We start from the raw sequence: 21,647 nt of genomic DNA, 5'->3' as shown, positions 1-21,647 counted from the left end.
CGCCACGGGCCGTCCGCGAGAGGACCGGTCGGGGCGCGGGCGACACGATCACCCGGCCGCGTCCCGCTGCGCCCGCGGGTCAGGCGGGTTGCGGGGCGCTGCGGACGCCGCCCGCCAGCTCCTGCGCCAGCGCGCGCACGCCGTGGGCGCCGCCGTTCTCCGCGGCCGTGACGAACGCCGAGCCGACGACCACACCGTCGGCGAAGCCCGCGACCTCGGCGGCCTGGGCGGCCGACTTGACGCCCAGGCCGACCGCGACCGGCAGCGACGTGTGCGTCCGGCACCGCGCCACCAGCGCGGGCGCCGCGCTCGCGACCGCGTCGCGGGCACCGGTGACGCCCATCGTGGACGTGGCGTAGAGGAACCCGCGGGTGGCGGCGGCGGTCGAGGCGATCCGCTCCTCGGTGGAGGACGGTGCGACCAGGAAGATCCGGTCGAGGCCGTGCGCGTCGGAGGCGGCGAGCCACTCCTCGGCCTCGTCGGGGATCAGATCGGGGGTGATCACCCCGAGCCCGCCCGCGCCGGCGAGGTCGCGGGCGAACGCGTCGACGCCGTAGCGCAGCACCGGGTTGTAGTAGGTCATCACCACGGCCCGGCCGCCCGCCGCGGTGACCCGCTCGACGACCGAGAACACGTCCCGGAGCCGGAAGCCGTCCCGCAGCGCGGTGTCGGCGGCGGCCTGGATCGTCGGCCCGTCCATCACCGGGTCCGAGTAGGGGATGCCGACCTCGAGCAGGTCGCAGCCGCCCTCGACCATCGCGGTGAGCAGCTCGACCGAGCGCTCGACCGTGGGGTAGCCGGCGGGGAGGTAGCCGACGAGGGCGCCCCTGCCCTCCGCCCGCGCCGCGGTGAAGATCTTCTCGACGTCGCTCATCGGGGCGGCCCCTCCGTCAGGCTGGCTTCGGCGATCGCGGTGCCGCTGGCGTCCTCGGCGCTCTCGTCGTCGGAGATCATGCCGAACCACTTGGCCGCCGTGTCCACGTCCTTGTCCCCGCGCCCCGACAGGTTCACGAGGATCACCGCGTCCGGTCCGAGCTCGCGGCCGAGCTGCAGCGCGCCCGCGACGGCGTGCGCCGACTCGATCGCCGGGATGATCCCCTCCGACCGCGACAGCAGCGCGAACGCCTCCATCGCCTCGGCGTCGGTGATGGGGCGGTACTCGGCCCGGCCCGCGTCCTTGAGCCGGGCGTGTTCCGGCCCGACGCCGGGGTAGTCGAGCCCGGCCGAGATCGAGTACGACTCGATGGTCTGCCCGTCCTCGTCCTGCAGCAGGTAGGACAGCGCCCCGTGCAGGGCGCCGGGCGAGCCGGCGGTCAGGGTGGCCCCGTGCCGCCCGGTCGCGACGCCGTCGCCGCCCGGCTCGAACCCGACCAGGCGCACGCCGGGGTCGTCGATGAAGGCGTGGAAGATCCCGATCGCGTTGGAGCCGCCACCGACGCAGGCGGCCACCGCGTCCGGCAGCCGCCCGACCCGATCCAGGACCTGCTCGCGCGCCTCGAGGCCGATGATGCGGTGCAGGTCGCGCACGATCGTCGGGAACGGGTGCGGGCCCGCGGCCGTGCCGAGCAGGTAGTGCGTGTCGTCGACGTTGGTGACCCAGTCGCGCAGCGCCTCGTTGATCGCGTCCTTGAGGGTGCGCGAGCCGGTCTTCACCGGCACCACCTTCGCGCCGAGCAGCCGCATCCGGGCGACGTTGAGGGCCTGCCGCTCGGTGTCGACCTCGCCCATGTACACGACGCACTCCAGGCCGAGCAGGGCGCACGCGGTGGCGGTGGCGACGCCGTGCTGGCCCGCGCCGGTCTCGGCGATCACGCGCTTCTTGCCCATGCGCTTGGTGAGCAGCGCCTGGCCCAGCACGTTGTTGATCTTGTGGGAGCCGGTGTGGTTGAGGTCCTCGCGCTTGAGCAGGATCCGGGCCCCGCCCGCGTGCTCGGACAGCTTCGGCACGTCGGTCAGCGGGGACGGCCGGCCGGTGTAGTCGCGGTGCAGCCGGTCGAGCTCGTCGAGGAAGTCGCGGTCGCCGCGGGCCTTCTCGTAAGCGGTGCTGAGCTCGTCGAGCGCGGCGATCAGCGCCTCGGGGACGAACCGGCCCCCGTAGCGCCCGAAGTGGCCGCGCTCGTCCGGGTCGTGGTCGGACGGGTGCGCGACCCCGTCGCTCGGCTTGCTGTGCGTGCTCACCGAACCATTCTGGAACACGACGGGTGGAAGCCCGCAGCCACCAGGCTCCGGACGGCCCCGCCCGGGTCGCCGCTGGTGACGAGGCCCTCGCCGACCAGCACCGCGTCGGCGCCCCACCCGGCGTAGGTGAGCAGGTCGCCCGGTCCGCGCACGCCCGACTCGGCCACCCGCATCACGTCGGTGGGCAGGCCGGGGGCGATCCGCCCGAAGATCGTGCGGTCGACCTCGAGCGTGTGCAGGTTGCGGGCGTTGACCCCGATGACCTTGGCGCCCGCCTCCAGGGCGCGGTCGGCCTCCTCCTCGGTGTGCACCTCGACGAGCGCGGTCATCCCGAGCGACTCGACGCGGTCGAGCAGGGCGTCCAGCGCGTTCTGCTCCAGCGCGGCGACGATCAGCAGCACCAGGTCCGCGCCGTAGGCCCTGGCCTCGTGCACCTGGTAGGGGCTGACGATGAAGTCCTTGCGCAGCACCGGGACGTCCACCACCGCGCGGACCGCGGCCAGGTCGGCCAGCGACCCGCCGAAGCGACGGCCCTCGGTGAGCACGCTGATCACGCGCGCGCCGTTCTCGGCGTACGTGGCGGCCAGCTCCGCCGGATCGGGGATCTCGGCCAGCTCGCCCTTGGACGGGCTGCGCCGCTTCACCTCGGCGATCACGCCGATGCCCGGGGCGCGCAGCGCGGCCATCACGTCCCGCGGGGGTGGGGCCGCCGCCGCCCGCCGCTTGATCTCCGCGAAGTCGACCTCCGCCTCACGCGCGGCGAGATCGGCCCTGACACCGGCGACGATGGAATCGAGGACACTCGCTCCGCCGTTCGTCATGGCAGCTGTCCCCCTCTCCGGATGGGCCGGGCGCGAATCATGCTAGACAGGCGCACTTCGCGGCCCGTCGTCAGGATCGTCCCCCCTGCCGTCCGACGGCCCGGAAGAGGGGTCGGCAGGGGGATCGAGGGTGGGGTCGCGACCCTCGTCGAGCTCGTCCCACGCGGCGCGGTCCGGGTCCTGATCGACCCGACGCTCCCCCGGCGCGGCGTAGCGGGCGCCCAGCCGCGGCAGGCGGCGCTCCCGCACGACCACCGCGAGCCCGGCGGCGAGCAGCACCAGCGCGCCCGCGACCGCCCACAGCGGCGCCACCGTCGCCTCGGGCGGCTGGTCGCGCAGGCCGGCGATGACCCGCACGCCGAACACCAGCACGCCTGCCCCGGCCAGCGCGAGCAGGGCCCCGACGGCCCGGCGCAGGACGCCCCCGGCCGCCACCACGCCCGCGACCCCCGCGAGCGCGAGCAGCGCGACACCCCCGAGCCACGGCGCCACCTGTGCCCCGGTGAGCTCCGGCGGGAACCAGACCGTGGTCGACCCGACCCACAGCAGGAGCGCCGAGAACGCCAGGCCCAGGCACGCGATCCCCAGCTCGCGCGGGCTCGGGCGGTCGGTCACCGCGGGGTGGTGGACGCGGAGGTCCCCGCCGCGGGGGGTGGCTGGGTCGCGGCCGGGTCCGCCGCGGCGAGCGGTTCGGCCCCCGGGTCGGTCAGCGTGGCCGCGGTCGCCACCGCCGACAGCACGGCCCTGGCCTTGTTGAGGCACTCGGCGTCCTCGGCCGCGGGGTCGGAGTCGGCGACGATGCCCCCGCCGGCCTGGACGTACGCGACGCCGTCGCGGACGAGCGCCGTGCGGATGGCGATCGCGGTGTCGGCGTCGCCCGCGAAGTCGAGGTAGCCCACGATCCCGCCGTAGAGCCCACGTCGGGTCGGCTCCAACTCCTCGATGATCTCCATCGCCCGCGGCTTCGGCGCCCCCGACAGCGTGCCGGCCGGGAAGCAGGCCGTGACCGCGTCGAAGGCGTTGCAGTCCTCGCGCAGCCGCCCGGTCACCGTCGACACCAGGTGCATCACGTGGCTGTAGCGCTCCACGGAGAAGAAGCTGTGCACCTTCACCGTGCCGGGCTCGCAGACCCGGCCGAGGTCGTTGCGGCCGAGGTCGACGAGCATCACGTGCTCGGCGCGCTCCTTCTCGTCGCTGCGCAGCTCCTTCTCCAGCAGGAGGTCCTCCTCCTCGGTGGCGCCGCGCCAGCGGGTGCCCGCGATCGGGTGCGTGGTGGCGGTGCCGTCCCGGACCGTGACGAGGGCCTCCGGGCTGGACCCCACGATGTCGAACCGCTCCCCCGCCGCCGACTCCAGCCGCAGCAGGTACATGTAGGGGCTGGGGTTGGTCGCCCGCAGCACGCGGTAGACGTCCAGCGGGTCGGCCGGGCACTCCGCCTCGAACCGCTGCGACACCACGACCTGGAACGCCTCGCCCGCGCGGATCTGCTCCTTGGCCTCCTCGACCGCGGCGTGGTGCTCGGGCGCCGAGCGGCGGCGGGTGAACCGCGGCTCCGCGGGCCGGAACACCGCGACCGTGCTCGGCGCGGGCGTGGTCAGGTCGGCCGTCATCCGGTCCAGCCGGGCGACGGCGTCGTCGTAGGCCTCGTCCACCCGCTCGTCGGTGGCGTCCCAGTTGATCGCATTCGCGATCAGGGTGACCGTGCCCTCGTGGTGGTCGACCGCGGCGAGGTCGGTGGCCAGCAGCATCACCAGCTCGGGGATGCGCAGGTCGTCCTCGGCCAGCTCGGGCAGCCGCTCCAGCCGCCGCACCACGTCGTAGCCGAGGTAGCCGACCATCCCCCCGGTCAGCGGCGGGAGGCCGGGCAGCCGTTCGCTGCGCAGCTCCTCCACCGCGGCGCGCAGCGCGGCGAGCGGGTCACCGGAGGTCGGCAGGCCGACCGGCACCTCCCCGGTCCACACCAGCTCGCCGTCGACCGCGGTGAGCGTGGCCCGGCTGCGCGCCCCCACGAACGACCATCGCGACCACGACCGCCCGTTCTCCGCCGACTCGAACAGGAACGTGCCGGGCCGGTCACCGGCCAGCTTGCGGTAGACCCCGAGCGGGGTCTCGTCGTCGGCGAGCAGCCGCCGCGTCACCGGGATCACCCGGTGGCCGACGGCCAGCGCGCGGAACTCCTCGCGGCTGGGGGTGACCGCTCCGAGGGCACCGGGCGGTGCGGAAACGGTCATGCGCGCCATTATCTCGACCGCCATCGGCGCCGCCCCGCCGGTGCCGCCGCCGGATCCCTGCGGGCGCTCTCGGTGCGGGAACGGGAAGATGGGGCACGTGGCCCTTCCCGACGACAGCGCCGACCTCGCGCACGGCACGCCACGCCGCCGCGGCAGGCGGCGCGGCGGCGGCGACACCCGCGCCGCGCTGCTCGACGCCGCCCGCGCGGTGTTCGCCGAGCGCGGCTACGACGGCGCCACGGTGCGCGCCATCGCCGAACGCGCCGGCGTGGACGCGGCGATGGTCAACCACTGGTTCGGCGGCAAGGAGGGGCTGTTCGTCGCCGCGCTCGACCTGCCGGCCGACCCCGGCGCCGTCCTCGCCGAGGCGCTCCCCGGCGACCCCGAGCACATGGCCGAACGCATCATCGGCCGCATCCTGCGGATGTGGGACGAGACCGGCGGGGCCCGGCTCGCCACGCTGTTGCAGAGCGTCGCGAGCCACGAGGTCGCGGCCAGCATGCTGCGCGAGTTCATCGCGCACCTGCTCGTGAGCAGGATCATGTCGAAGGTGGCGCCGGACCGGCCCGAGCTGCGCGCCACGCTCGCCGGCTCGCAGATGCTCGGGCTCGCGATCGTCCGCTACGTGCTGAAGGTGGAGCCGCTCGCGTCGGCCGACCACGAGACGATCGTCGCGCTGGTGGCGCCGAACCTGCAGCGCTACCTCACCGGCCCCCTGCCCTGAGCCGGCGTCAGGCCGGGCGGCGGGGGTCGATGAAGCCGGACTCGTAGGCGGCCACCACGGCCTGGGTGCGGTCGCGGGCGCCGACCTTGGCGAGCACGTCGCCCACGTGCGTCTTCACGGTCTCGACGCCGACGACGAGCTCGCGCGCGATCTCGCCGTTGGACAGGCCGCGGGCCATCAGGCGCAGCACCTGGCCCTCCCGCTCGGTGAGCCCGGCGCCGCGCAGCGCGTCCCCGCCGCAGCGGCCGCGGGTCGCGACGAGCTCGCGCACCGCGGCGGGGAACAGCAGCGACTCGCCCTCGGCGACGGTGCGCACCGCCTGCACGATCTCCGCCGGGCGGGCCCGCTTGAGCAGGAAGCCGGTGGCGCCCGCCTGCAGCGCGTCGTAGACGTAGCCGTCGTTGCCGAACGTCGTGAGGATCAGCACCCGCGGTGCGTCCGTCCCTCGCGTCGACACGAGGTGGCGGGTGGCCACGATGCCGTCGACCGCGGGCATCCGCACGTCCATCAGCACGACGTCCGGTTCGAGCCTGCGCACCAGGCCGGGCACCTCGGAACCGTCGGAGGCCTCGCCGAGCACCTCCACGTCCGGCTCGGCGTCGAGGATCGCCCGCAGGCCCGCCCGCACCAGCTCCTCGTCGTCCACCAGCAGCACGCGGATCACCCGACCGCTCACGACGGCATCCTCTCGGGTCCGAACGGCAGACGGGCGGTGACGCGCCAGCGGTCCCCGTCCGGGCCGGCGGCGAGCTCCCCGCGCAGCACGCCGACCCGCTCGCGCATGCCGTCGATGCCGCGCCCGCCGCCGGGCCGCGCGGTGCCCGCGCCGAGGGGGTTGGTCAGCTCCAGCTCCACGGCGTCGGCCCGCACCGCGACGCGGACGCGCACCGGCACCGGGCCGGCGTGCCGCAGCGCGTTGGTGAGGCCCTCCTGCACGATGCGGTACGCCTCCCGCGACGCCGCCCGCGGCACGGCGCCGGTGGTGCCGCTGCGCTCCAGGTGCACCGCCACCCCGGCCGACCGGGCGCCGTCGACCAGCGCGTCGAGGTCGCTGAGGTCGGGCTGCGGGTGCCGGTCGGATGCGCCCTCGCCTCCCTCGCGCAGCAGCCCCAGCACGTGGTCGAGGTCGGCGAGCGCGGTGCGGCCCGCCTCGGCGATCGCCTCGAGCGCCTTCGCGACGAAAGCCGGGTCGCTGTCGAGCACCCGGGCCGCCGCCCCCGCCTGCAGCGTCGTGACCGTGAGCGCGTGGCCCACCGAGTCGTGCAGCTCCCGGGCGAGCCGGTTGCGCTCGGCGAGCGCGCGCTCGGCGGCGTGCGCCGCGGCGAGCTCGGCCGTCATCCGCTCGGTGGGCGTCGGGCCCAGCACCCGCGGGGCGAGCCGGGCGAGCGCCCCGCCCAGCACCCCGGCCGCGCGCAGCAGCAGGACCGGCAGCACCAGCCCGACCGGCGGCAGCCACCACGCCCCGCCGCCGGTCGGGAACGGCTCGAGCGGCAGCCACGGCGCGACCAGGAACCCGATCGTCGCGGGGAACACGACCAGCGTGACGAGCGCGGTGAACCCGCCCGCCGCCGCGTTGACCAGCACCCACAACGCGGCCCGGCGCCGCCCGGCCCAGGAGTCGACCGTGGCCGGGTCGGGCTCGGGGACGTCGGCCCCGAGCAGGGTGCGCGCCGCGGTGATCGCGAGCGACCGGACGCCGGGCACGAGGACGACCCCGACGGCGATGGCCGCGGCCGGCACGGCCACGAGGACGGTGCCGGCGACGTCGAGCCCGCCGTCCCCCGCCGCCGAGACGATCAGCGCCGCGAGGGCGACGTACGGCAGCAGGATCACCGCGCCGAGCAGCAGGTGCACGTACCGGCGATAGGTCAGCCCGTCGGCCAGCGGGGCCAGGAGTCGCCGGAACACGGGACGATCGTCGCAGAACGGCGGCGGCAGGCGGCTCCCCCGCGAGAGGGAGGTGATCTCGTCCGCGCGCGGGACCCGGGGCGCGGGCGGCGCGGGCGAGGCTGGCGGCATGACCGCATCCACCACCCCCACCGCCACCGCCCCCGCCGCGGGGCCGACGCCCGTGGGCGTGCGGGTCGTGGGCTGGCTCGCCGCCGCGGGCACCCTCCCGTACCTCGCGATCAAGCTCGACTGGCTCACCGGCGGCACGCTCGGCGTCCGCGAGCCGGGGGTGCTGGCCGACCCGACGATCGTCGTGGCCAACTGGGTGACGTTCGCGCTCGACCTCGTCGTCGTCGCGCTCGCGCTCGCGCTGACCCACCGGGTCGGCGACCGGCTCCCGCCCTGGCTGGTGCTGCTCCCGACGTGGGTGGGCACCGGGTTCCTCGTGCCGATGGTCGTCGCGGTCCTGCCGGGCACGCTGGCGCTGCTCGCCACCGGCGGGCTCGGCGGCACGTGGTTCGAGCCGTGGCTGCAGCCGGTGGTCTACGGCGGGTTCGCCTGGCAGGGCGTCTTCCTGTCCGCCGCCCTCGCCGCGCACGCGGGGCGGCGCTGGTCGCACCTGGTCGCGGCGGCCCACCCCCTGCCCGAGGTGCTCCCGCTGCTGCGGGTGCTCACGGCGGGCGGCGTCACCATGGCCGCGGCGAGCGCGGCGCTGCACCTGGTGGTGGGCCTGTCCGCCGGGTCGGCCGTCGCGCTGGGCGTCGAGGCCACCAGCGCCGCGCTCGCGCTCGCCGGCGCGTGCGGGGTGGTGGCGCTGGTGCGCGGGCGGCCGGCGGCGCGCTGGGCCGCGGTGGCGGCCGCGTGGACGGGCAGCGCCGCGATGTTCTCCTGGGGCCTCTACACGGTCGTCGTGCGCATGGCGGCCGACGGCTTCTCCACCCACGGCGCCGCGGCGGCCGGCACCGCCCAGGTCACCGGGCTGCTCGGCGGTTTCGCGCTCGCGGTGGCCGGAATGCTCGCCCTCGCCCGGGAGGGGTGACGGCGGGCCGCCGTCATTCCGGCGGGTCGACCACCTGGATCCGCACCCGCTTGTTGCCCTTGCCCTTCGACTCCGTCCCCGTCACGCGAACCGCGCCCACCTCGGCGGTGCTCGACACGTGCGTGCCGCCGTCGGCCTGCTTGTCCAGCCCGACGATGTCGATCACCCGTAGCGGATCGATCTCGCGCGGGATGAGGTTCGCCGCGGTGCGGATCAGCGCGGGGTCGGCGTCGGCGGCGTCGCGGCCGAGGAACTCGACGACGACCGCGCGGGCGGCGGCGACCTCCTCGTTGATCCGGGTCTCCAGGCGCTTGCCCAGCTCCGCGGAGATCGACTCGAGCGGGAAGTCGAGCCTGCCGGTGCCCGGCTCCATGTTGCCGCCGGTCACGGGGATCCGGAACTCCGTCCAGACCACCCCGCACAGCACGTGCAGCGCGGTGTGGGTGCGCATCAGCAGGTGCCGGCGGGTCCAGTCGATCTCCCCAGCCAGCTCGGTGCCCGCGTCGGGCAGCTCGGGCGCGTCCACCCAGTGCCAGATGCGGCCCGCGTCCCGCTTCACCCGCGTGACGGGGACCGGGCCGGCGCCCCAGTCGAGCGTCCCCAGGTCGTGCGGCTGGCCGCCGCCGCCCGGGTAGAACGCGGTGCGCGCGAGCGCGACCCGGCCGCCCTCCCGGTCGACCTCGGTGATCGCGGCCTCGAAGGAGCGGAGGTAGGCGTCGGTGGCGAACAGCTCCTCGGTCACGGCGCCGACCCTAGAACCCCGGCCGCTCGCAGCGTCACCGGATGTCGCCGGGCAGCAGGTGCTCGGTGAGCAACAGGCGGACGTTGGCGCGGTCGCGCAGCCAGGGTCGCAGCAGCTCCCACGCGTGGAAGTAGCCGATGACGTAGGCGCTCATCGGCGACGGCCGCACCATCGGCACCGCCTTCGCGATCTCGGCGTCGTCGAGCAGGGCCCAGCGGGCGAGGTAGTCGGCGAGCTCCCGCTCCGGGCGGCCGTCGGCGGCCATGAGCGCGGCGTTGGCCCAGACCCCCCACAGCTCGTTGCGGGCGAGGTGGATCGCCGCGAGGTCGCTGCCGTCCCGCTCGACGCCCACGTCCGGGTGGACGGTGTCGGCGAGCCACCGCTGTGCCTCGTCGCCGGGGAAGACGATCTCCTCCGCACACAGCCCGAGCCCCTCCCCCAGCGCGAACGGCGGCGAGAACAGGAACCGGACGCGTTGGTCGGTCCGCGTGGCACCGCGCACCTTCACCAGCGCCTCGGCGATGTGGCCCGGGTGCCCCTCGTGGGCGACCGCGTAGAGCAGGTCGGCCACGACGAACGGGACGCTCGTGTTGACGAAGATCGTCGAGCGCACGCCGCCCCGGTAGAGCCCGGCGAAGTGGAAGTGGGCCTCGGGGACGAGCGTGCACTCGACGACCTCGTCGGGCGGGAGCGCGACGATCGCGGCGGTGCGGGCCCGCGTCTCGGCGACCGCCTTCTCCACGAGCGCGGGGATGCGCCCGGTGTCGGCCAGCGCGTGGGCCCGCTGCCACGCGTGCCACCGGTCGGCGAGCGGGCCGGAACCCGCCGGGAGGGCGGCGGCGAGCCGGTCGTGCGCCCGCGCGAACACCGACTCGGGCACCCACCGGGGCTCGAGGCCGGTGACCTGCGCCGCGAGGTCGCGGAAGCCGAGTCGCCCGTCGAGGAACCGGGCCACCGCCCGCATCGCGCCCACCGTGGCCCGCTGGTCGGGCGCGAGGTCGCGCTCCAGCAGCCGCGCGGCGTCCGCGGCCAGCGCGCCGACCGGGCGCGGCTCCTCCCCCTCGATGCGCGCGCTCCACTCCGGCGGGCCGTGGTAGAGCAGCGCGGCGCCGCCCAGGTGGGGGTTGAGCCGCAGCGCGAGCTCCGCGAAGGACCGTTGCCACTCGGGATCGTGCGTCATGACCTCGACGCTATGCGTACGATTTTCCGTACGGCGTACGGAAGGGGGTTCGCGTGGAGTCGGTGTGGTTCCGCGGGGAGCGGCCGCGCAAGCCGCGGCTCTCGCGGGAGCGGATCGTCGAGGCGGCCGTCGCGCTGCTCGACGCCGAGGGTGTCGAGGGGTTCTCCATGCGCGCGCTCGCCGCCCGGCTGCGGGCGGGGACGATGTCGCTGTACGAGTACGTCGCCGGCAAGGAGGACGTGCTGGACCTCGCGCTGGACGCCGTGCTCGGCGAGATCGAGCCGGCCGGGCCGGACGAACCGTGGCGGGAGGCGCTCTCCGGCCAGCTCACCCGGGCCCGCGCCGTCATGCGCCGCCACCCGTGGGTGCCGGCCCTCGCGGCCACCCGGCCCCTGGTCGGCCCGAACGCGCTCGCCGGGTCGGAGCGCTTCTACGCGGCGCTGGCGCAGGCGGGCCTGTCCGGCCCGACGCTGCCGGCCGCGGTCGGCGCGCTGTACTTCTACGCCTACGGGTTCGTCGCGGCCGAGAACACCTGGTGGGGCACGGTCCGCCACCCGGACCAGGACGCCGCGATCCGCGCGCGGGTGCAGGAGCACCTGCGCGAGCACGCGCCGGCGCTGGCGGCGCACGCCCAGGTCGAGACCGACGACTTCGACGCGCAGTTCGCGCTGGGGCTGCGGATCATCCTCGACGGCGTGGAGGCCGCCCTGCCGTCCTGACCGGCGCCGTCAGCCGTTCGCGGCGAGCAGGACGTCGGCGTCGAAGCAGCTGTGGGTGCCGGTGTGGCAGGCCGGGCCGGTCTGGTCGACGACCACGAGCAGGGCGTCGCCGTCGCAGTCGAGGCGCACCTCGTGCACGCGCTGGACGTGGCCGGAGGTCTCGCCCTTCACCCAGTACTCCTCGCGGGAGCGCGACCAGTAGGTGGCCCGGCCGGTGGTGAGCGTGCGGTGCAGCGCTTCGTCGTCCATCCACGCCACCATCAGCACGTCGCCGGTGCCGCGCTCCTGCACGACCGCGCAGACCAGGCCGTCGGCGTTGCGCTTCAGGCGGGCGGCGATCTCGGGCTCGAGCGCCGAGTCGCCGACGCGGCTCACCGGACCTCCACGCCCGCCGCGCGCAGGCCGTCCTTGACGTCCTTGATGCGCAGCTGCCCGAAGTGGAACACGCTCGCGGCGAGCACCGCGTCCGCGCCCGCGGCGACCGCGGGCGGGAAGTGCTCGACCGCGCCCGCTCCCCCGCTGGCGATCACCGGGATGTCCACGACCGCGCGCACCGCGCTGATCATCTTGAGGTCGAAGCCGGCCTGGGTGCCGTCGGCGTCCATGGAGTTGAGCAGGATCTCCCCGACGCCGAGCTCCTGGCCGCGCTGCGCCCACTCCAGGGCGTCGATGCCGGTGCCGCGGCGGCCGCCGTGCGTGGTGACCTCCCAGCCGGAGGGGGTGGGCTTGCCGCCCTCGGGCACCGTGCGCGCGTCGACCGACAGCACGATGCACTGGGCGCCGAAGCGGCGGCTCGCCTCGCGCAGCAGCTCGGGGCGCAGGATGGCCGCGGTGTTGATGCTGACCTTGTCCGCGCCGGCCCGCAGCAGCGTGTCGACGTCGTCGGTGGTGCGGATGCCGCCGCCGACGGTGAGCGGGATGAACACCTGCTCCGCGGTGCGGCGCACGACGTCGAGCATCGTGGCCCGGCCGCCGGACGAGGCGGTGACGTCCAGGAAGGTCAGCTCGTCGGCCCCCTCGGCGTCGTAGACGCGGGCCATCTCCACCGGGTCGCCCGCGTCGCGCAGGTCGGTGAAGTTGACGCCCTTGACCACGCGCCCGGCGTCGACGTCCAGGCACGGGATGACGCGGACGGCGACGCCCATCAGCCCGCCGCCCGCCCCGCGGGCCGCACCGCCCGCACCGCCGCGAGCGCCTCGGGGAGGGTGAACCGCCCCGCGTAGAGCGCCTTGCCGACGATCGAACCCTCGATCCCGACCCCGGAGGCGGCCAGCTCGGCGAGCGCCACCAGGTCGGAGACCTCCGCGACGCCGCCGGAGGCGATCACCGGCGCGCTCGTGGCCTCGGCGACGGAGCGCAGCAGGTCGAGGTTGGGGCCGCGCAGGGTGCCGTCCTTGCTGACGTCGGTGACGACGTAGCGGGCGCAGCCGTCGCGGTCGAGCCGCTCCAGGACCTCCCACAGGTCGCCACCGTCGCGGGTCCAGCCGCGCGCGGCGAGCCGGTGCTGCCCGTCGACGATGCGCACGTCCAGCCCGACGGCGATCCGGTCGCCGTGCTCGGCGATGGCCCGCGCGCACCACTCCGGGTCCTCCAGCGCGGCCGTGCCGAGGTTGACGCGGGCGCAGCCGGTGGACAGGGCGCGCTCCAGCGAGGCGTCGTCGCGGATGCCACCGGACAGCTCCACGTCGACGTCCAGCTCGCCCACGACCTCGGCCAGCAGCTCGGCGTTGGAGCCGCGACCGAACGCGGCGTCGAGGTCGACGAGGTGGATCCACTCCGCGCCGTCGCGCTGCCACTGCAGCGCCGCCTCGCGGGGGGCGCCGTACGCGGTCTCGGTGCCCGCCTCGCCCTGGACCAGGCGCACCGCCTGGCCGTCGGCGACGTCGACGGCGGGAAGCAGCGTGAAGCTCACGCCGTCGAGCCTACCCAGCGTGCTCGCGCCGACCCGCGCCAGCACGAGCCGCTGCGCGGGGCGGGTGCCCGGGTGAGACCACCGCGGCCCCGTGGCGCGGGCCGCCACCGGACGGGCCGGGGCTCATCCGGCGATCGGCGCCGGCGGCGCGCCGAGCGGTGGTGTCAGCCGACGACGTCGCGCAGCCAGTTCCGCAGGACGGTGGCGCCCGCGTCGCCGGACTTCTCCGGGTGGAACTGGGTGGCCGCGAGCGGGCCGTTCTCGACGGCCGCCACGAAGTCCTCGCCGTGGTGGGCCCACGTGACCAGCGGCGGCTTCAGGACGTCGGACTCCTCCATCTGCCACTGCCGCACGGCGAAGGAGTGCACGAAGTAGAAGCGCGTGTCGGCGTCGAGCCCGGCGAAGAGCGTGGACCCGGCGGGCGCGCGCACGGTGTTCCAGCCCATGTGCGGCAGCACGTCGGCCTTCAGCCGCTCCACCGTGCCGGGCCACTGCCCGCACCCGCGGGTGCGCTCGCCCCACTCGACACCCAGGTCGAACAGCACCTGCATGCCCACGCAGATGCCCAGCACCGGGCGTCCGCCCGCCAGCCGCTGGTCGATGATGCGGGGGCCGTCGACGCTCTCCAGCCCGGCCATGCACGCCGCGAAGGCGCCCACGCCGGGGACGACGAGCCCGTCGGCCTCCAGCGCCGCGTGTCGATCCGCCGTGACGGTGACGTCGGCACCCACCCGCCGCAGCGCGCGTTCCGCCGAGCGCAGGTTGCCCGATCCGTAGTCCAGCACGACGATCCTCGACACCCTCGCGAGGGTAGTCCGCGCTGACCACCGACGTTCGCCTGCGGGCGGGAGGCACCGCATGAGACTGCACACGGACATCCCGAGCCGAGCCGAGATCGACGCGCTGCTGCAGACCAGATCCCGCTGGTGCGCGACGATCTACCTCCCCACCGACCCCGCCTCGCCCGGTGAGGCCGAGCGGATCGAGCTGAAGAACCGGGCGCGGGAGGTGGTCGACCGCCTCCGGGCGGCCGGTGCCGGCGAGGACGAGGTGACCGCGGTCGAGGACCAACTGGTCGACCTCGAGCAGGACGCGGTGTTCTGGCGCTTCCAGGCCCGCACCCTCGCGCTGTTCGTGACGCCGTCGGCGCTCACGACGTTCCGGCTACCGAACCGGCTGCAGCCGACGGCGCTGGTGGCGGACCGCTTCTTCGTCAAACCGCTGATGCGCGCGGTCACCTTCCCCCAGACCGCGTTCGTCCTCGCGCTGGCCGCGGGTTCGGTGCGGTTGCTCGAGGTGGTGCCCGACCTGCCGGCCCACCGCGTGGAGGTCCCCGACATGCCGCCCGACCTGGAGAGCGCCGTCGGCGGCGTCGGCGAACCCCCGGACCGCGCCGCGCGCCTGCAACCCGGCCGCGAGCACCACAAGGTGTGGCTGCGCCAGTTCGCCCGGCAGGTCGACCACGCCCTGCGCGGCGTCCTGCCGGGGCACGGCGTCGCGCTCGTCCTGGCCGCCGCCGAGCCGCTCGCGAGCATCTTCCGGTCGGTCTGCCGCTACCCCGACCTCGCACCCGGAACGGTCGCGGGCAGCCCGGAGGCGCTCGGTGACGAGGAACTGGTGGCCCGCGCGCGCAGCGAGCTCGACCGGCTGCACGCCGCCCAGCTGCGCGAGCTGCACGAGCTGTTCGAGCAGCGCGCCGGGCAGGGGCGGACGGCGACCGACATCGCCGACGTCGCCCGGCTCGCGACCGCCGGGGCGGTCGGCGCCGTCTTCGTCGACATCGACCGGTCCGTGCCCGGCTACGTGGACGACGCGGGCGCGGTGACCTTCGACGACCGCGGCGACCCCGCTGCGCCGGGCATCGTCGACGAGATCGCGCGTCGGGTGTGGCTGACCGGCGGGAGGGTGCTCGCGGTGCGGCGGGACGACGTGCCCGGTGGTGGGGACGTCGCCGCGATCCTGCGCTACGTGCCCTGATCGCGGCTGCGGCGGTCGCTCCGCGGCCAGGGTCTGCGGAGCGGCCCCCGGCCGCTGGGAAACCCAGGGGGTGGCCGAGGGGTGGCTTCGGCTCAGCGGCGCCGCAGCCAGAGCTCCACCGGGTCGTCGCCGGGGCGGAACCCGCAGCTGCGCGCCATCTCCGCCGCCTCGGCGAACCCGCGCGCGAGATCCCCCGGCCGGTGCGCGTCGCTGCCGAACGACACGGCCTCGCCGCCCGCGTCGCCCCACCACCGCACCAGCTCGGGGGCGAGCGGGACCCTGGTGTTGATCTCGAGTGCCCGGCCGCTCGCGGCGAGGACGTCGAGGACGTCGCGGAACTCGTCCTCGAAGTCGGCGGGCTTGAACGGGCCCTCGGCGGCCGGCCAGTGCCGCACCGGGTAGTCGATGTGGGCGAGCACCTGGAACGGCGCGTCCGACGCGGCCATCCGGCGGGCCTCCGCCAGGTACTCGCGCACGACCTCGGTGGCGGGGCGGGTGCGCATGGCGTGGTCGACGAGCCGCGGCTCGTCCGGCCCGCCGACCGAGTGCACCGAGCCGAGGACGCGCTGGAACCCACCCTCGGCGAGCAAGGCGGCGGTCTGCTCCGGGTGCCAGTGCGGCTCGGACAGCTCGACGCCGGTCAGCACCCGCAGGCCCGGGTGGCGCTCCCGGCAGCGCCGCACGCAGTCGAGGTAGCCCGCGACGTCGAAGCCGCGCGGGGCGATCCGCCCGTCGGGGCGCAGCCAGCGGCGCAGCACGTCGGACATGGGGTCCTGCTCGCGCACGACCCACGGGGTGAGGTCGGCGTGCTCGGTGAACGCGACCGACGGCAGCCGCAGCTGCGCGGCCCGCGCGCAGGTCGCGTCCATCGCGCCCTCGACGGCGTCCCACGACCACTCGGTGTGGACGTGGTTGTCGCCGGGCAGGTCGGAGACGGGTGTCGCGGTCAGAGCGTGCCCTTCGTCGATGCGATACCGGTGATGCGCGGGTCCGGCTCGACGGCCGCCCGCAGCGCGCGGGCGATCGCCTTGTACTCGGCCTCGGTGACGTGGTGCGGGTCGCGCCCGTCCAGCACGCGCACGTGCAGGGCCAGGTGCCCGTGGAAGGCCAGCGACTCGAACACGTGCCGGTTGAGCACGGTCGGGTAGTGGCCGCCGACGACGAACCCCTGCATCACGTCCGGCTCGCCGGTGTGCACGGTGTAGGGGCGGCCGGAGACGTCGACGACGGCCTGCGCGAGCGCCTCGTCCATCGGGATCCAGGCGTCGCCGAAGCGGCGGATGCCCTTCTTGTCGCCCAGGGCCTGCCGGACCGCCTGCCCGAGCACGATCGCGACGTCCTCGACGGTGTGGTGCACGTCGATGTGCACGTCGCCGCAGGCGCGGACCGTGAGGTCGAAGGCGCCGTGCTTGCCGAACGACTCGAGCATGTGGTCGTAGAAGGGCACCCCCGTCTCGATCTCGGTGCTGCCGGTGCCGTCGAGGTCGATCTCGACGAGCACCTTGGACTCCTTGGTGGTCCGCTCCACGCGGCCGATCCGGTTCACCTGCTCAGCTCCTGGTCCGCGACGTCCGTGGCGACCTGCAAGAACGCGTCGTTCTCCTCCGGCGTGCCGATCGTGACACGCAGGTGCTCGGGGATGCCGACGTCGCGGATCAGCACCCCGCGGTCGAGGAACGCCCGCCATGCCCGCGGCGCGTCGGCGAAGCGGCCGAACAGCACGTAGTTGGCGTCGCTCGGCACGACGTCGTAGCCGGCCGCGGTGAGCGCCGGCACCACGCGCTCGCGCTCGGCCCGCAGCAGCGCGACGGAGCCGAGGGTGGCCTCGGCGTGGCGCAGCGCCGCGCGCGCGGCGGCCTGGGTGAGCGCGGACAGGTGGTAGGGCAGGCGCACCAGCTGCAGCGCGTCGACGACCGCGGGCGCCGCGGCGAGGTAGCCCAGCCGCCCCCCGGCGAACGCGAACGCCTTGCTCATCGTGCGGCACACCACGAGCTTGTGGCCGTGGGTGGCGAGCAGGCCGATCGCGCTGGGTCGGTCGGAGAACTCCGCGTACGCCTCGTCGACCACCACGATCCCGGGTGCCGCGTCGACGAGCTCGGCGAGGTCGTCCGGGTCGATGCTCTGCCCGGTGGGGTTGTTGGGGCTGGTGAGGAACGTGAGGTCGGGGGCGTTCTCGCGCAGCACCGACGCGGCCTCCCGCACGTCGAGCGAGAAGTCCGGCCGGCGCGGGGCGGGCAGCCACTCGGTGCGCGTGCCCGCCGCGATGATCGGGTGCATCGAGTACGACGGCTCGAACCCGACCGCGAGGCGCCCCGGCCCGCCGAACGCCTGCATGATCTGCTGCAGCACCTCGTTGGAGCCGTTGGCGGCCCACACGTTCGCCCACGTCAGCGGCACGCCGGTGGACGCCGAAAGGTACTCGGCGAGGTCGGTGCGCAGGCCCACCGCGTTGCGGTCCGGGTAGCGGTGCAGCTCCGCGGCCGCGGACTGCACGGCGCGGGTGATGTCGGCGACGAGCTCGGGCGGCGGCGGGTACGGGTTCTCGTTGGTGTTGAGCCGCACCGGCACGTCCAGCTGCGGCGCCCCGTAGGGGCTGCGGCCGCGCAGGTCCTCGCGCAGGGGCAGGTCGTCGAGGGTGACCCCGCCGCCGATGACGTCGCCACCGAGCGCGTTCTGCACCGCCGTCATCGGACGAACCTCGCCGTGACCGCCTCCCCGTGGGCGGGGAGGTCCTCGGCCGCGGCGAGCGAGACGACCTGCTCGGCCACGTCGCGCAGCGCGTCCTCGGTGTACTCGACCACGTGGACGCCCTTGAGGAACGTCTGCACCGACAGGCCTGCCGAGTGCCGGGCGCAGCCGCCGGTGGGCAGCACGTGGTTGGAGCCGGCGCAGTAGTCGCCGAGCGACACCGGCGCGTACGGGCCGACGAAGATCGCGCCCGCGTTGCGGACCCGCAGCGCGACCTGTTTCGCGTCGCGGGTCTGGATCTCCAGGTGCTCGGCGGCGTAGGCGTCGACGACGGTGATCCCGGCGTCGAGGTCGTCGACGAGGACGGCGCCGGACTGCGGTCCGGTGAGCGCGGTGCGGATGCGCTCGCCGTGCTTGGTGGCGCCCACCCGCGGCTCCAGCTCGCGGTCGACGGCGTCGACGAGCGCCTCGGACTCCGTGACCAGCACCGACGCCGCCGCCGGGTCGTGCTCGGCCTGGCTGATCAGGTCGACCGCGACGTGGACCGGGTCGGCGGTGTCGTCGGCGAGCACGGCGATCTCGGTGGTGCCTGCCTCGGCGTCGATCCCGATGGAACCGCGCAGCAGGCGCTTCGCCGCGGTGACGTAGAGGTTGCCCGGGCCGGTGACCATGTCGACCGGCTCCAGGTCGGCGCCGTCGGTGTCGGTGCCGCCGTAGGCGAGCAGCGCCACCGCCTGCGCCCCGCCGACCGCCCAGACCTCCTCGACGCCCAGCAGCGCGGCCGCCGCCAGCACCGTGGGGTGGGGCAGGCCACCGTGCTCGGCCTGCGGCGGCGAGGCCAGCACGATCGAGCCGACGCCCGCGGCCTGGGCCGGCACCACGTTCATGACCACGCTGGAGGGGTAGACCGCGAGCCCGCCGGGCGCGTACAGGCCGACCCGCCCGACCGGAACGAACCGCTCGGAGACCGTGCCGCCCGGCACGACCTGGGTGACGATGTCGCTGCGGCGCTGGTCGGCGTGCACGCGGCGGGCGCGCTCGATCGAGGTCTCCAGCGCCGTGCGCACCGCGGGGTCGAGCGCGGCCAGCGCGCCCTGCAGCGTCTGGGCGGGCACGCGCACCGTGCTCGGGCGCACCCGCTCGAACCGCTCGGCGAACTCGAGCGCCGCCTCGACGCCCCGCTCGCGCACGGCGTCGACGATCGGCCGCACCTGGTGCAGCGCCGCGTCCACGTCCTGCTCGGCGCGCGGCAGGAGCGCGCGCAGGTGGGCGGTACGGGGCAGGGGGGCACCACGCAGGTCGAGACGCCGGAGCATGGGGTCCAGCGTAATCCGGTGCGGCGACCGGACCGGCGGGTGCGTGACCGAACCCGCCCGCCCGGCGGGGGCCGGACCCGGCGGCCCGGGGCGGCGCCGTCACCCGGCGAACGCCGCGACGACGGCCGCGGCCACGGCCGCGCGCTCCACCATCCCGTCCACGCTGACGTGCTCGTGGCGGGCGTGCGCCCCACCGCCGACCGCGCCCAGCCCGTCGAGCACCGGGCGGCCGAGGGCGGCGGCGAAGTTGCCGTCGCTCGCCCCGCCCACCGCGGCCTCGGGCAGGTCGACGCCCAGCCGCGCCGCCGCCGCGCGGGCGAGGGCGTACACGGCGGCGATCCCCTCGCTGCGCTCCATCACGGGCCGGTTCCACCCGCCGGTCACCCTGAGCTCGGCGCGCGGGTCGTGCGCGCGCAGGCCCGCGAGCAGCGCCTCGATCCGCTCCTGCGCGGCGACGGAGGCCACGCGCACGTCGATCGAGGCCTCCGCGGTGCCCGCCACGACGTTCGGGCGGGTGCCGCCGCGCAGCACCCCGACGTTGACGGTGGTGCCCTCGGCGTGGTCGGTGGCGGCGTGCAGGGTGGTGACGACGCGGGCGATCTCGTCGATCGCGCTCGCGCCCGCGGTCGGGTCGAGGCCCGCGTGCGCCTCCACGCCCCGCACGTGCACGTCGAACAGCCCGACGCCCTTGCGGGCGGTCTTCACCGCGCCGCCCGCGGCGCTCGCCTCGAACACCAGCACCGCCGCGGCGTCGGCGCACGCGGCCTCGATGATCGGGCGGGAGAAGGGGCTGCCGATCTCCTCGTCGCCGGTGAGCAGCAGCCGCAGCGGCGGGTGGGCCACCCCGGCCGCCCGCAGCGCCCGGACCGCCCAGACGGCCTGGACGAGGCCCGCCTTCATGTCGAACACGCCGGGGCCGCTCACGCGGTCGCCCTCGACGCGCACCGGCCGGTCCTGCAGGGTGCCCGCGCTCCAGACCGTGTCGTAGTGCGCGAGCAGGGTCAGCGGGGGGCCGGTCCCCTCGTGCTCCACGGTGAGCGCCGAGCCGTGCGCACTCGCCTCGTGCAGCGCGCGGCGGGCGGGCGGCCCGAGCCGCCTCGTGGCCCACTCCTCCAGGTGCGCGAGCCCCTCGGCGAGCAGCGCCGTGTCGTCGCTGGGGGTCTCGCGCTCGGCGACGGCGACCAGGTCGGCGACGAGCTCGGCGCGGTGCGCGGCGAGCCACCGGTGCAGCCGCGTGACGTCGACCCGGTCCAGCGCCGACGGTGCGGGCACCCCGTGGTGCCGGTCGATCAGCTCGGCCACCCGGCGGATCCTCTCACGGCGACGGCGTCGAGGACGGCGCCCGGAACGACCGGGACGGGCGGTTCGTCCGCGGGAAAGTGGTTTGATCACCACCCCGCGGGTGCGCGATGGTGCGGCCATGCCGAACACGCCCTCCCCGCACGTGGCGCTCGTGACCGGCGCCAACCAGGGCATCGGCGCCGCCACCGCGGTCGCGCTCGGGCGCCGCGGCGCGTCGGTGCTGGTGGCCTACTTCCGCCCGGGCGACGACGAGGGCCAGCCCACCGAGTACAACCGCCTGCGTCGCGGCGACGCCGCCGACGTCGTCGCACAGATCGAGCGCTGCGGCGGGCGGGCGCACGCGGTGGAGGCCGACCTGCGCGACCCGGCCAGCCCCGCGCTGCTGTTCGACGCGGCCGAGGAGCGGCTCGGGCCGGTGGACATCCTGGTCAACAACGCGAGCGGGTGGGTGCAGGACACCTTCACCCCCGCCGAGACCGACCGGTTCGGCCGCCCGATGCAGCCGGTCACCGCGGAGACGTTCCGGCAGCAGTTCGCGGTCGACGCGATGGCGCCTGCGCTCCTGATCGCGGAGTTCGCGCGCCGCCACCGGGCCCGCGGCGCGACGTGGGGCCGCATCGTCGGGCTCACCTCCGGCGGGCAGCACGGCTTCCCCGACGAGGTGTCCTACGGCGCCGCGAAGGCCGCGCAGGAGAACTACACGATGTCGGCGTCGGTCGAGCTCGCCGACCTCGGCATCACGGCCAACATCGTCTACCCGCCGGTGACCGACACCGGGTGGGTCACCGACGAGGTGCGGGCGGGCGTCGCGGCGAGCCGCGAGCACACCCACGTGGCCTCCCCCGAGGAGGTGGCCGAGGTGATCGCCTGGGTCGTCTCGGAGGAGGCCCGGCTGCTCAACGGCAGCGTGCTGCGCCTGCGCTGACCC

General features: G+C 75.7%; 23 protein-coding genes. 5 read left to right on the top strand and 18 right to left on the bottom strand.

The genetic code is table 11. The features are described from left to right. Positions 1-79 precede the first annotated feature (79 nt). The 5 genes from trpA to VKZ81_RS29085 are packed head-to-tail and all read right to left on the bottom strand — an operon-like array spanning position 80 to position 5,230. Positions 80-874 carry a tryptophan synthase subunit alpha gene (gene trpA, locus VKZ81_RS29105; protein ID WP_324244923.1) on the bottom strand — a complete coding sequence of 265 codons (795 nt, stop codon included), beginning with the start codon at positions 872-874 and terminating at the stop codon, positions 80-82. Further along, complete coding sequence (gene trpB / locus VKZ81_RS29100) at positions 871-2,178, bottom strand: tryptophan synthase subunit beta (protein ID WP_324244922.1); 1,308 nt, start codon at positions 2,176-2,178, stop codon at positions 871-873. Before trpB ends, trpA begins: the two co-directional genes overlap by 4 nt. Further along, complete coding sequence (gene trpC, locus VKZ81_RS29095) at positions 2,175-2,999, bottom strand: indole-3-glycerol phosphate synthase TrpC (protein WP_324244921.1); 825 nt, start codon at positions 2,997-2,999, stop codon at positions 2,175-2,177. The genes trpB and trpC overlap by 4 nt, the downstream gene beginning before the upstream one ends. A gap of 42 nt (positions 3,000-3,041) precedes the next feature. Continuing rightward, complete coding sequence (locus VKZ81_RS29090; protein WP_324244920.1) at positions 3,042-3,614, bottom strand: Trp biosynthesis-associated membrane protein; 573 nt, start codon at positions 3,612-3,614, stop codon at positions 3,042-3,044. Then, entirely contained in the window at positions 3,611-5,230 is a 1,620-nt protein-coding gene (locus VKZ81_RS29085; protein WP_414709501.1) for an anthranilate synthase component I, read from the bottom strand. Before VKZ81_RS29085 ends, VKZ81_RS29090 begins: the two co-directional genes overlap by 4 nt. Positions 5,231-5,318: 88 nt before the next feature. Between VKZ81_RS29085 and VKZ81_RS29080 the strand changes: the two genes are divergently transcribed. Next, on the top strand, positions 5,319-5,954 hold the full coding sequence (locus VKZ81_RS29080) for a TetR/AcrR family transcriptional regulator (RefSeq protein WP_414709500.1): 636 nt from the start codon (positions 5,319-5,321) through the stop codon (positions 5,952-5,954). A gap of 7 nt (positions 5,955-5,961) precedes the next feature. On the opposite strand, the gene VKZ81_RS29075 is transcribed toward VKZ81_RS29080, so the two are convergent. Together VKZ81_RS29075 and VKZ81_RS29070 are read right to left on the bottom strand one after the other, a co-directional pair. After that, entirely contained in the window at positions 5,962-6,630 is a 669-nt protein-coding gene (locus tag VKZ81_RS29075; protein ID WP_324244918.1) for a response regulator transcription factor, read from the bottom strand. Continuing rightward, positions 6,627-7,862: a sensor histidine kinase gene (locus VKZ81_RS29070; protein WP_324244917.1), complete on the bottom strand. Its 1,236-nt coding sequence runs from the start codon at positions 7,860-7,862 to the stop codon at positions 6,627-6,629. Before VKZ81_RS29070 ends, VKZ81_RS29075 begins: the two co-directional genes overlap by 4 nt. Positions 7,863-7,971: 109 nt before the next feature. Here VKZ81_RS29070 and VKZ81_RS29065 point away from each other — a divergent pair, with 109 nt between their 5' ends. Further along, entirely contained in the window at positions 7,972-8,883 is a 912-nt protein-coding gene (locus tag VKZ81_RS29065) for a hypothetical protein (RefSeq protein WP_324244916.1), read from the top strand. Between the two features lie 13 nt (positions 8,884-8,896). On the opposite strand, the gene VKZ81_RS29060 is transcribed toward VKZ81_RS29065, so the two are convergent. Then, on the bottom strand, positions 8,897-9,625 hold the full coding sequence (locus VKZ81_RS29060; RefSeq protein ID WP_324244915.1) for an alanyl-tRNA editing protein: 729 nt from the start codon (positions 9,623-9,625) through the stop codon (positions 8,897-8,899). 34 nt (positions 9,626-9,659) lie between these two features. Further along, positions 9,660-10,805, bottom strand: coding sequence for a hypothetical protein (locus VKZ81_RS29055; protein ID WP_324244914.1), 1,146 nt, complete (start codon positions 10,803-10,805; stop codon positions 9,660-9,662). Positions 10,806-10,858: 53 nt separating this feature from the next. Between VKZ81_RS29055 and VKZ81_RS29050 the strand changes: the two genes are divergently transcribed. Beyond that, positions 10,859-11,524 carry a TetR/AcrR family transcriptional regulator gene (locus VKZ81_RS29050; RefSeq protein ID WP_324244913.1) on the top strand — a complete coding sequence of 222 codons (666 nt, stop codon included), beginning with the start codon at positions 10,859-10,861 and terminating at the stop codon, positions 11,522-11,524. A 9-nt stretch (positions 11,525-11,533) separates the two neighbouring features. Here VKZ81_RS29050 and hisI read toward each other — a convergent pair whose 3' ends face one another. The 4 genes from hisI to hisH form a co-directional block, all read right to left on the bottom strand. Then, a complete protein-coding gene (hisI, locus tag VKZ81_RS29045) occupies positions 11,534-11,899 on the bottom strand; it encodes a phosphoribosyl-AMP cyclohydrolase (RefSeq protein WP_324244912.1) in 366 nt (121 codons plus the stop codon). Beyond that, positions 11,896-12,669, bottom strand: coding sequence for an imidazole glycerol phosphate synthase subunit HisF (gene hisF, locus VKZ81_RS29040; RefSeq protein ID WP_324244911.1), 774 nt, complete (start codon positions 12,667-12,669; stop codon positions 11,896-11,898). Before hisF ends, hisI begins: the two co-directional genes overlap by 4 nt. Further along, positions 12,669-13,436, bottom strand: coding sequence for a bifunctional 1-(5-phosphoribosyl)-5-((5-phosphoribosylamino)methylideneamino)imidazole-4-carboxamide isomerase/phosphoribosylanthranilate isomerase PriA (priA, locus tag VKZ81_RS29035; RefSeq protein WP_324244910.1), 768 nt, complete (start codon positions 13,434-13,436; stop codon positions 12,669-12,671). Before priA ends, hisF begins: the two co-directional genes overlap by 1 nt. Positions 13,437-13,600: 164 nt before the next feature. Further along, a complete protein-coding gene (gene hisH / locus VKZ81_RS29030) occupies positions 13,601-14,236 on the bottom strand; it encodes an imidazole glycerol phosphate synthase subunit HisH (RefSeq protein WP_324244909.1) in 636 nt (211 codons plus the stop codon). A 58-nt stretch (positions 14,237-14,294) separates the two neighbouring features. On the opposite strand from hisH, the gene VKZ81_RS29025 reads away from it, so the two are divergent. Further along, positions 14,295-15,413 (top strand): baeRF11 domain-containing protein, encoded by a 1,119-nt coding sequence (locus VKZ81_RS29025; protein WP_324244908.1) that lies wholly within the window; start codon positions 14,295-14,297, stop codon positions 15,411-15,413. 92 nt (positions 15,414-15,505) lie between these two features. Here the strand turns inward: VKZ81_RS29025 and VKZ81_RS29020 are convergent, their stop codons facing one another. From VKZ81_RS29020 to VKZ81_RS29000, 5 genes are all read right to left on the bottom strand, one after another. Next, positions 15,506-16,339, bottom strand: coding sequence for a PHP domain-containing protein (locus VKZ81_RS29020; RefSeq protein ID WP_324245091.1), 834 nt, complete (start codon positions 16,337-16,339; stop codon positions 15,506-15,508). Between the two features lie 20 nt (positions 16,340-16,359). Further along, positions 16,360-16,959: an imidazoleglycerol-phosphate dehydratase HisB gene (gene hisB / locus VKZ81_RS29015; RefSeq protein WP_324244907.1), complete on the bottom strand. Its 600-nt coding sequence runs from the start codon at positions 16,957-16,959 to the stop codon at positions 16,360-16,362. Continuing rightward, a complete protein-coding gene (locus VKZ81_RS29010; protein ID WP_324244906.1) occupies positions 16,956-18,101 on the bottom strand; it encodes a histidinol-phosphate transaminase in 1,146 nt (381 codons plus the stop codon). Before VKZ81_RS29010 ends, hisB begins: the two co-directional genes overlap by 4 nt. Next, the gene (gene hisD, locus VKZ81_RS29005) at positions 18,098-19,417 is read right to left on the bottom strand and encodes a histidinol dehydrogenase (RefSeq protein WP_324244905.1); all 1,320 of its coding nucleotides are present in this window, start codon (positions 19,415-19,417) and stop codon (positions 18,098-18,100) included. The genes VKZ81_RS29010 and hisD overlap by 4 nt, the downstream gene beginning before the upstream one ends. Before the next feature lie 99 nt (positions 19,418-19,516). Further along, positions 19,517-20,719: a M20 family metallopeptidase gene (locus VKZ81_RS29000; RefSeq protein WP_324244904.1), complete on the bottom strand. Its 1,203-nt coding sequence runs from the start codon at positions 20,717-20,719 to the stop codon at positions 19,517-19,519. A 118-nt stretch (positions 20,720-20,837) separates the two neighbouring features. Between VKZ81_RS29000 and VKZ81_RS28995 the strand changes: the two genes are divergently transcribed. Then, positions 20,838-21,644 carry an SDR family NAD(P)-dependent oxidoreductase gene (locus tag VKZ81_RS28995; RefSeq protein WP_324244903.1) on the top strand — a complete coding sequence of 269 codons (807 nt, stop codon included), beginning with the start codon at positions 20,838-20,840 and terminating at the stop codon, positions 21,642-21,644. The last annotated feature ends 3 nt before the right edge of the window (positions 21,645-21,647 follow it).

Origin of the sequence: Pseudonocardia sp. (assembly GCF_035305885.1) — a bacterium.
GTDB lineage: Bacteria > Actinomycetota > Actinomycetes > Mycobacteriales > Pseudonocardiaceae > Pseudonocardia.
Note: the sequence above shows the minus strand (reverse complement) of the source record. Positions and strands in the feature narration are given on the sequence as shown.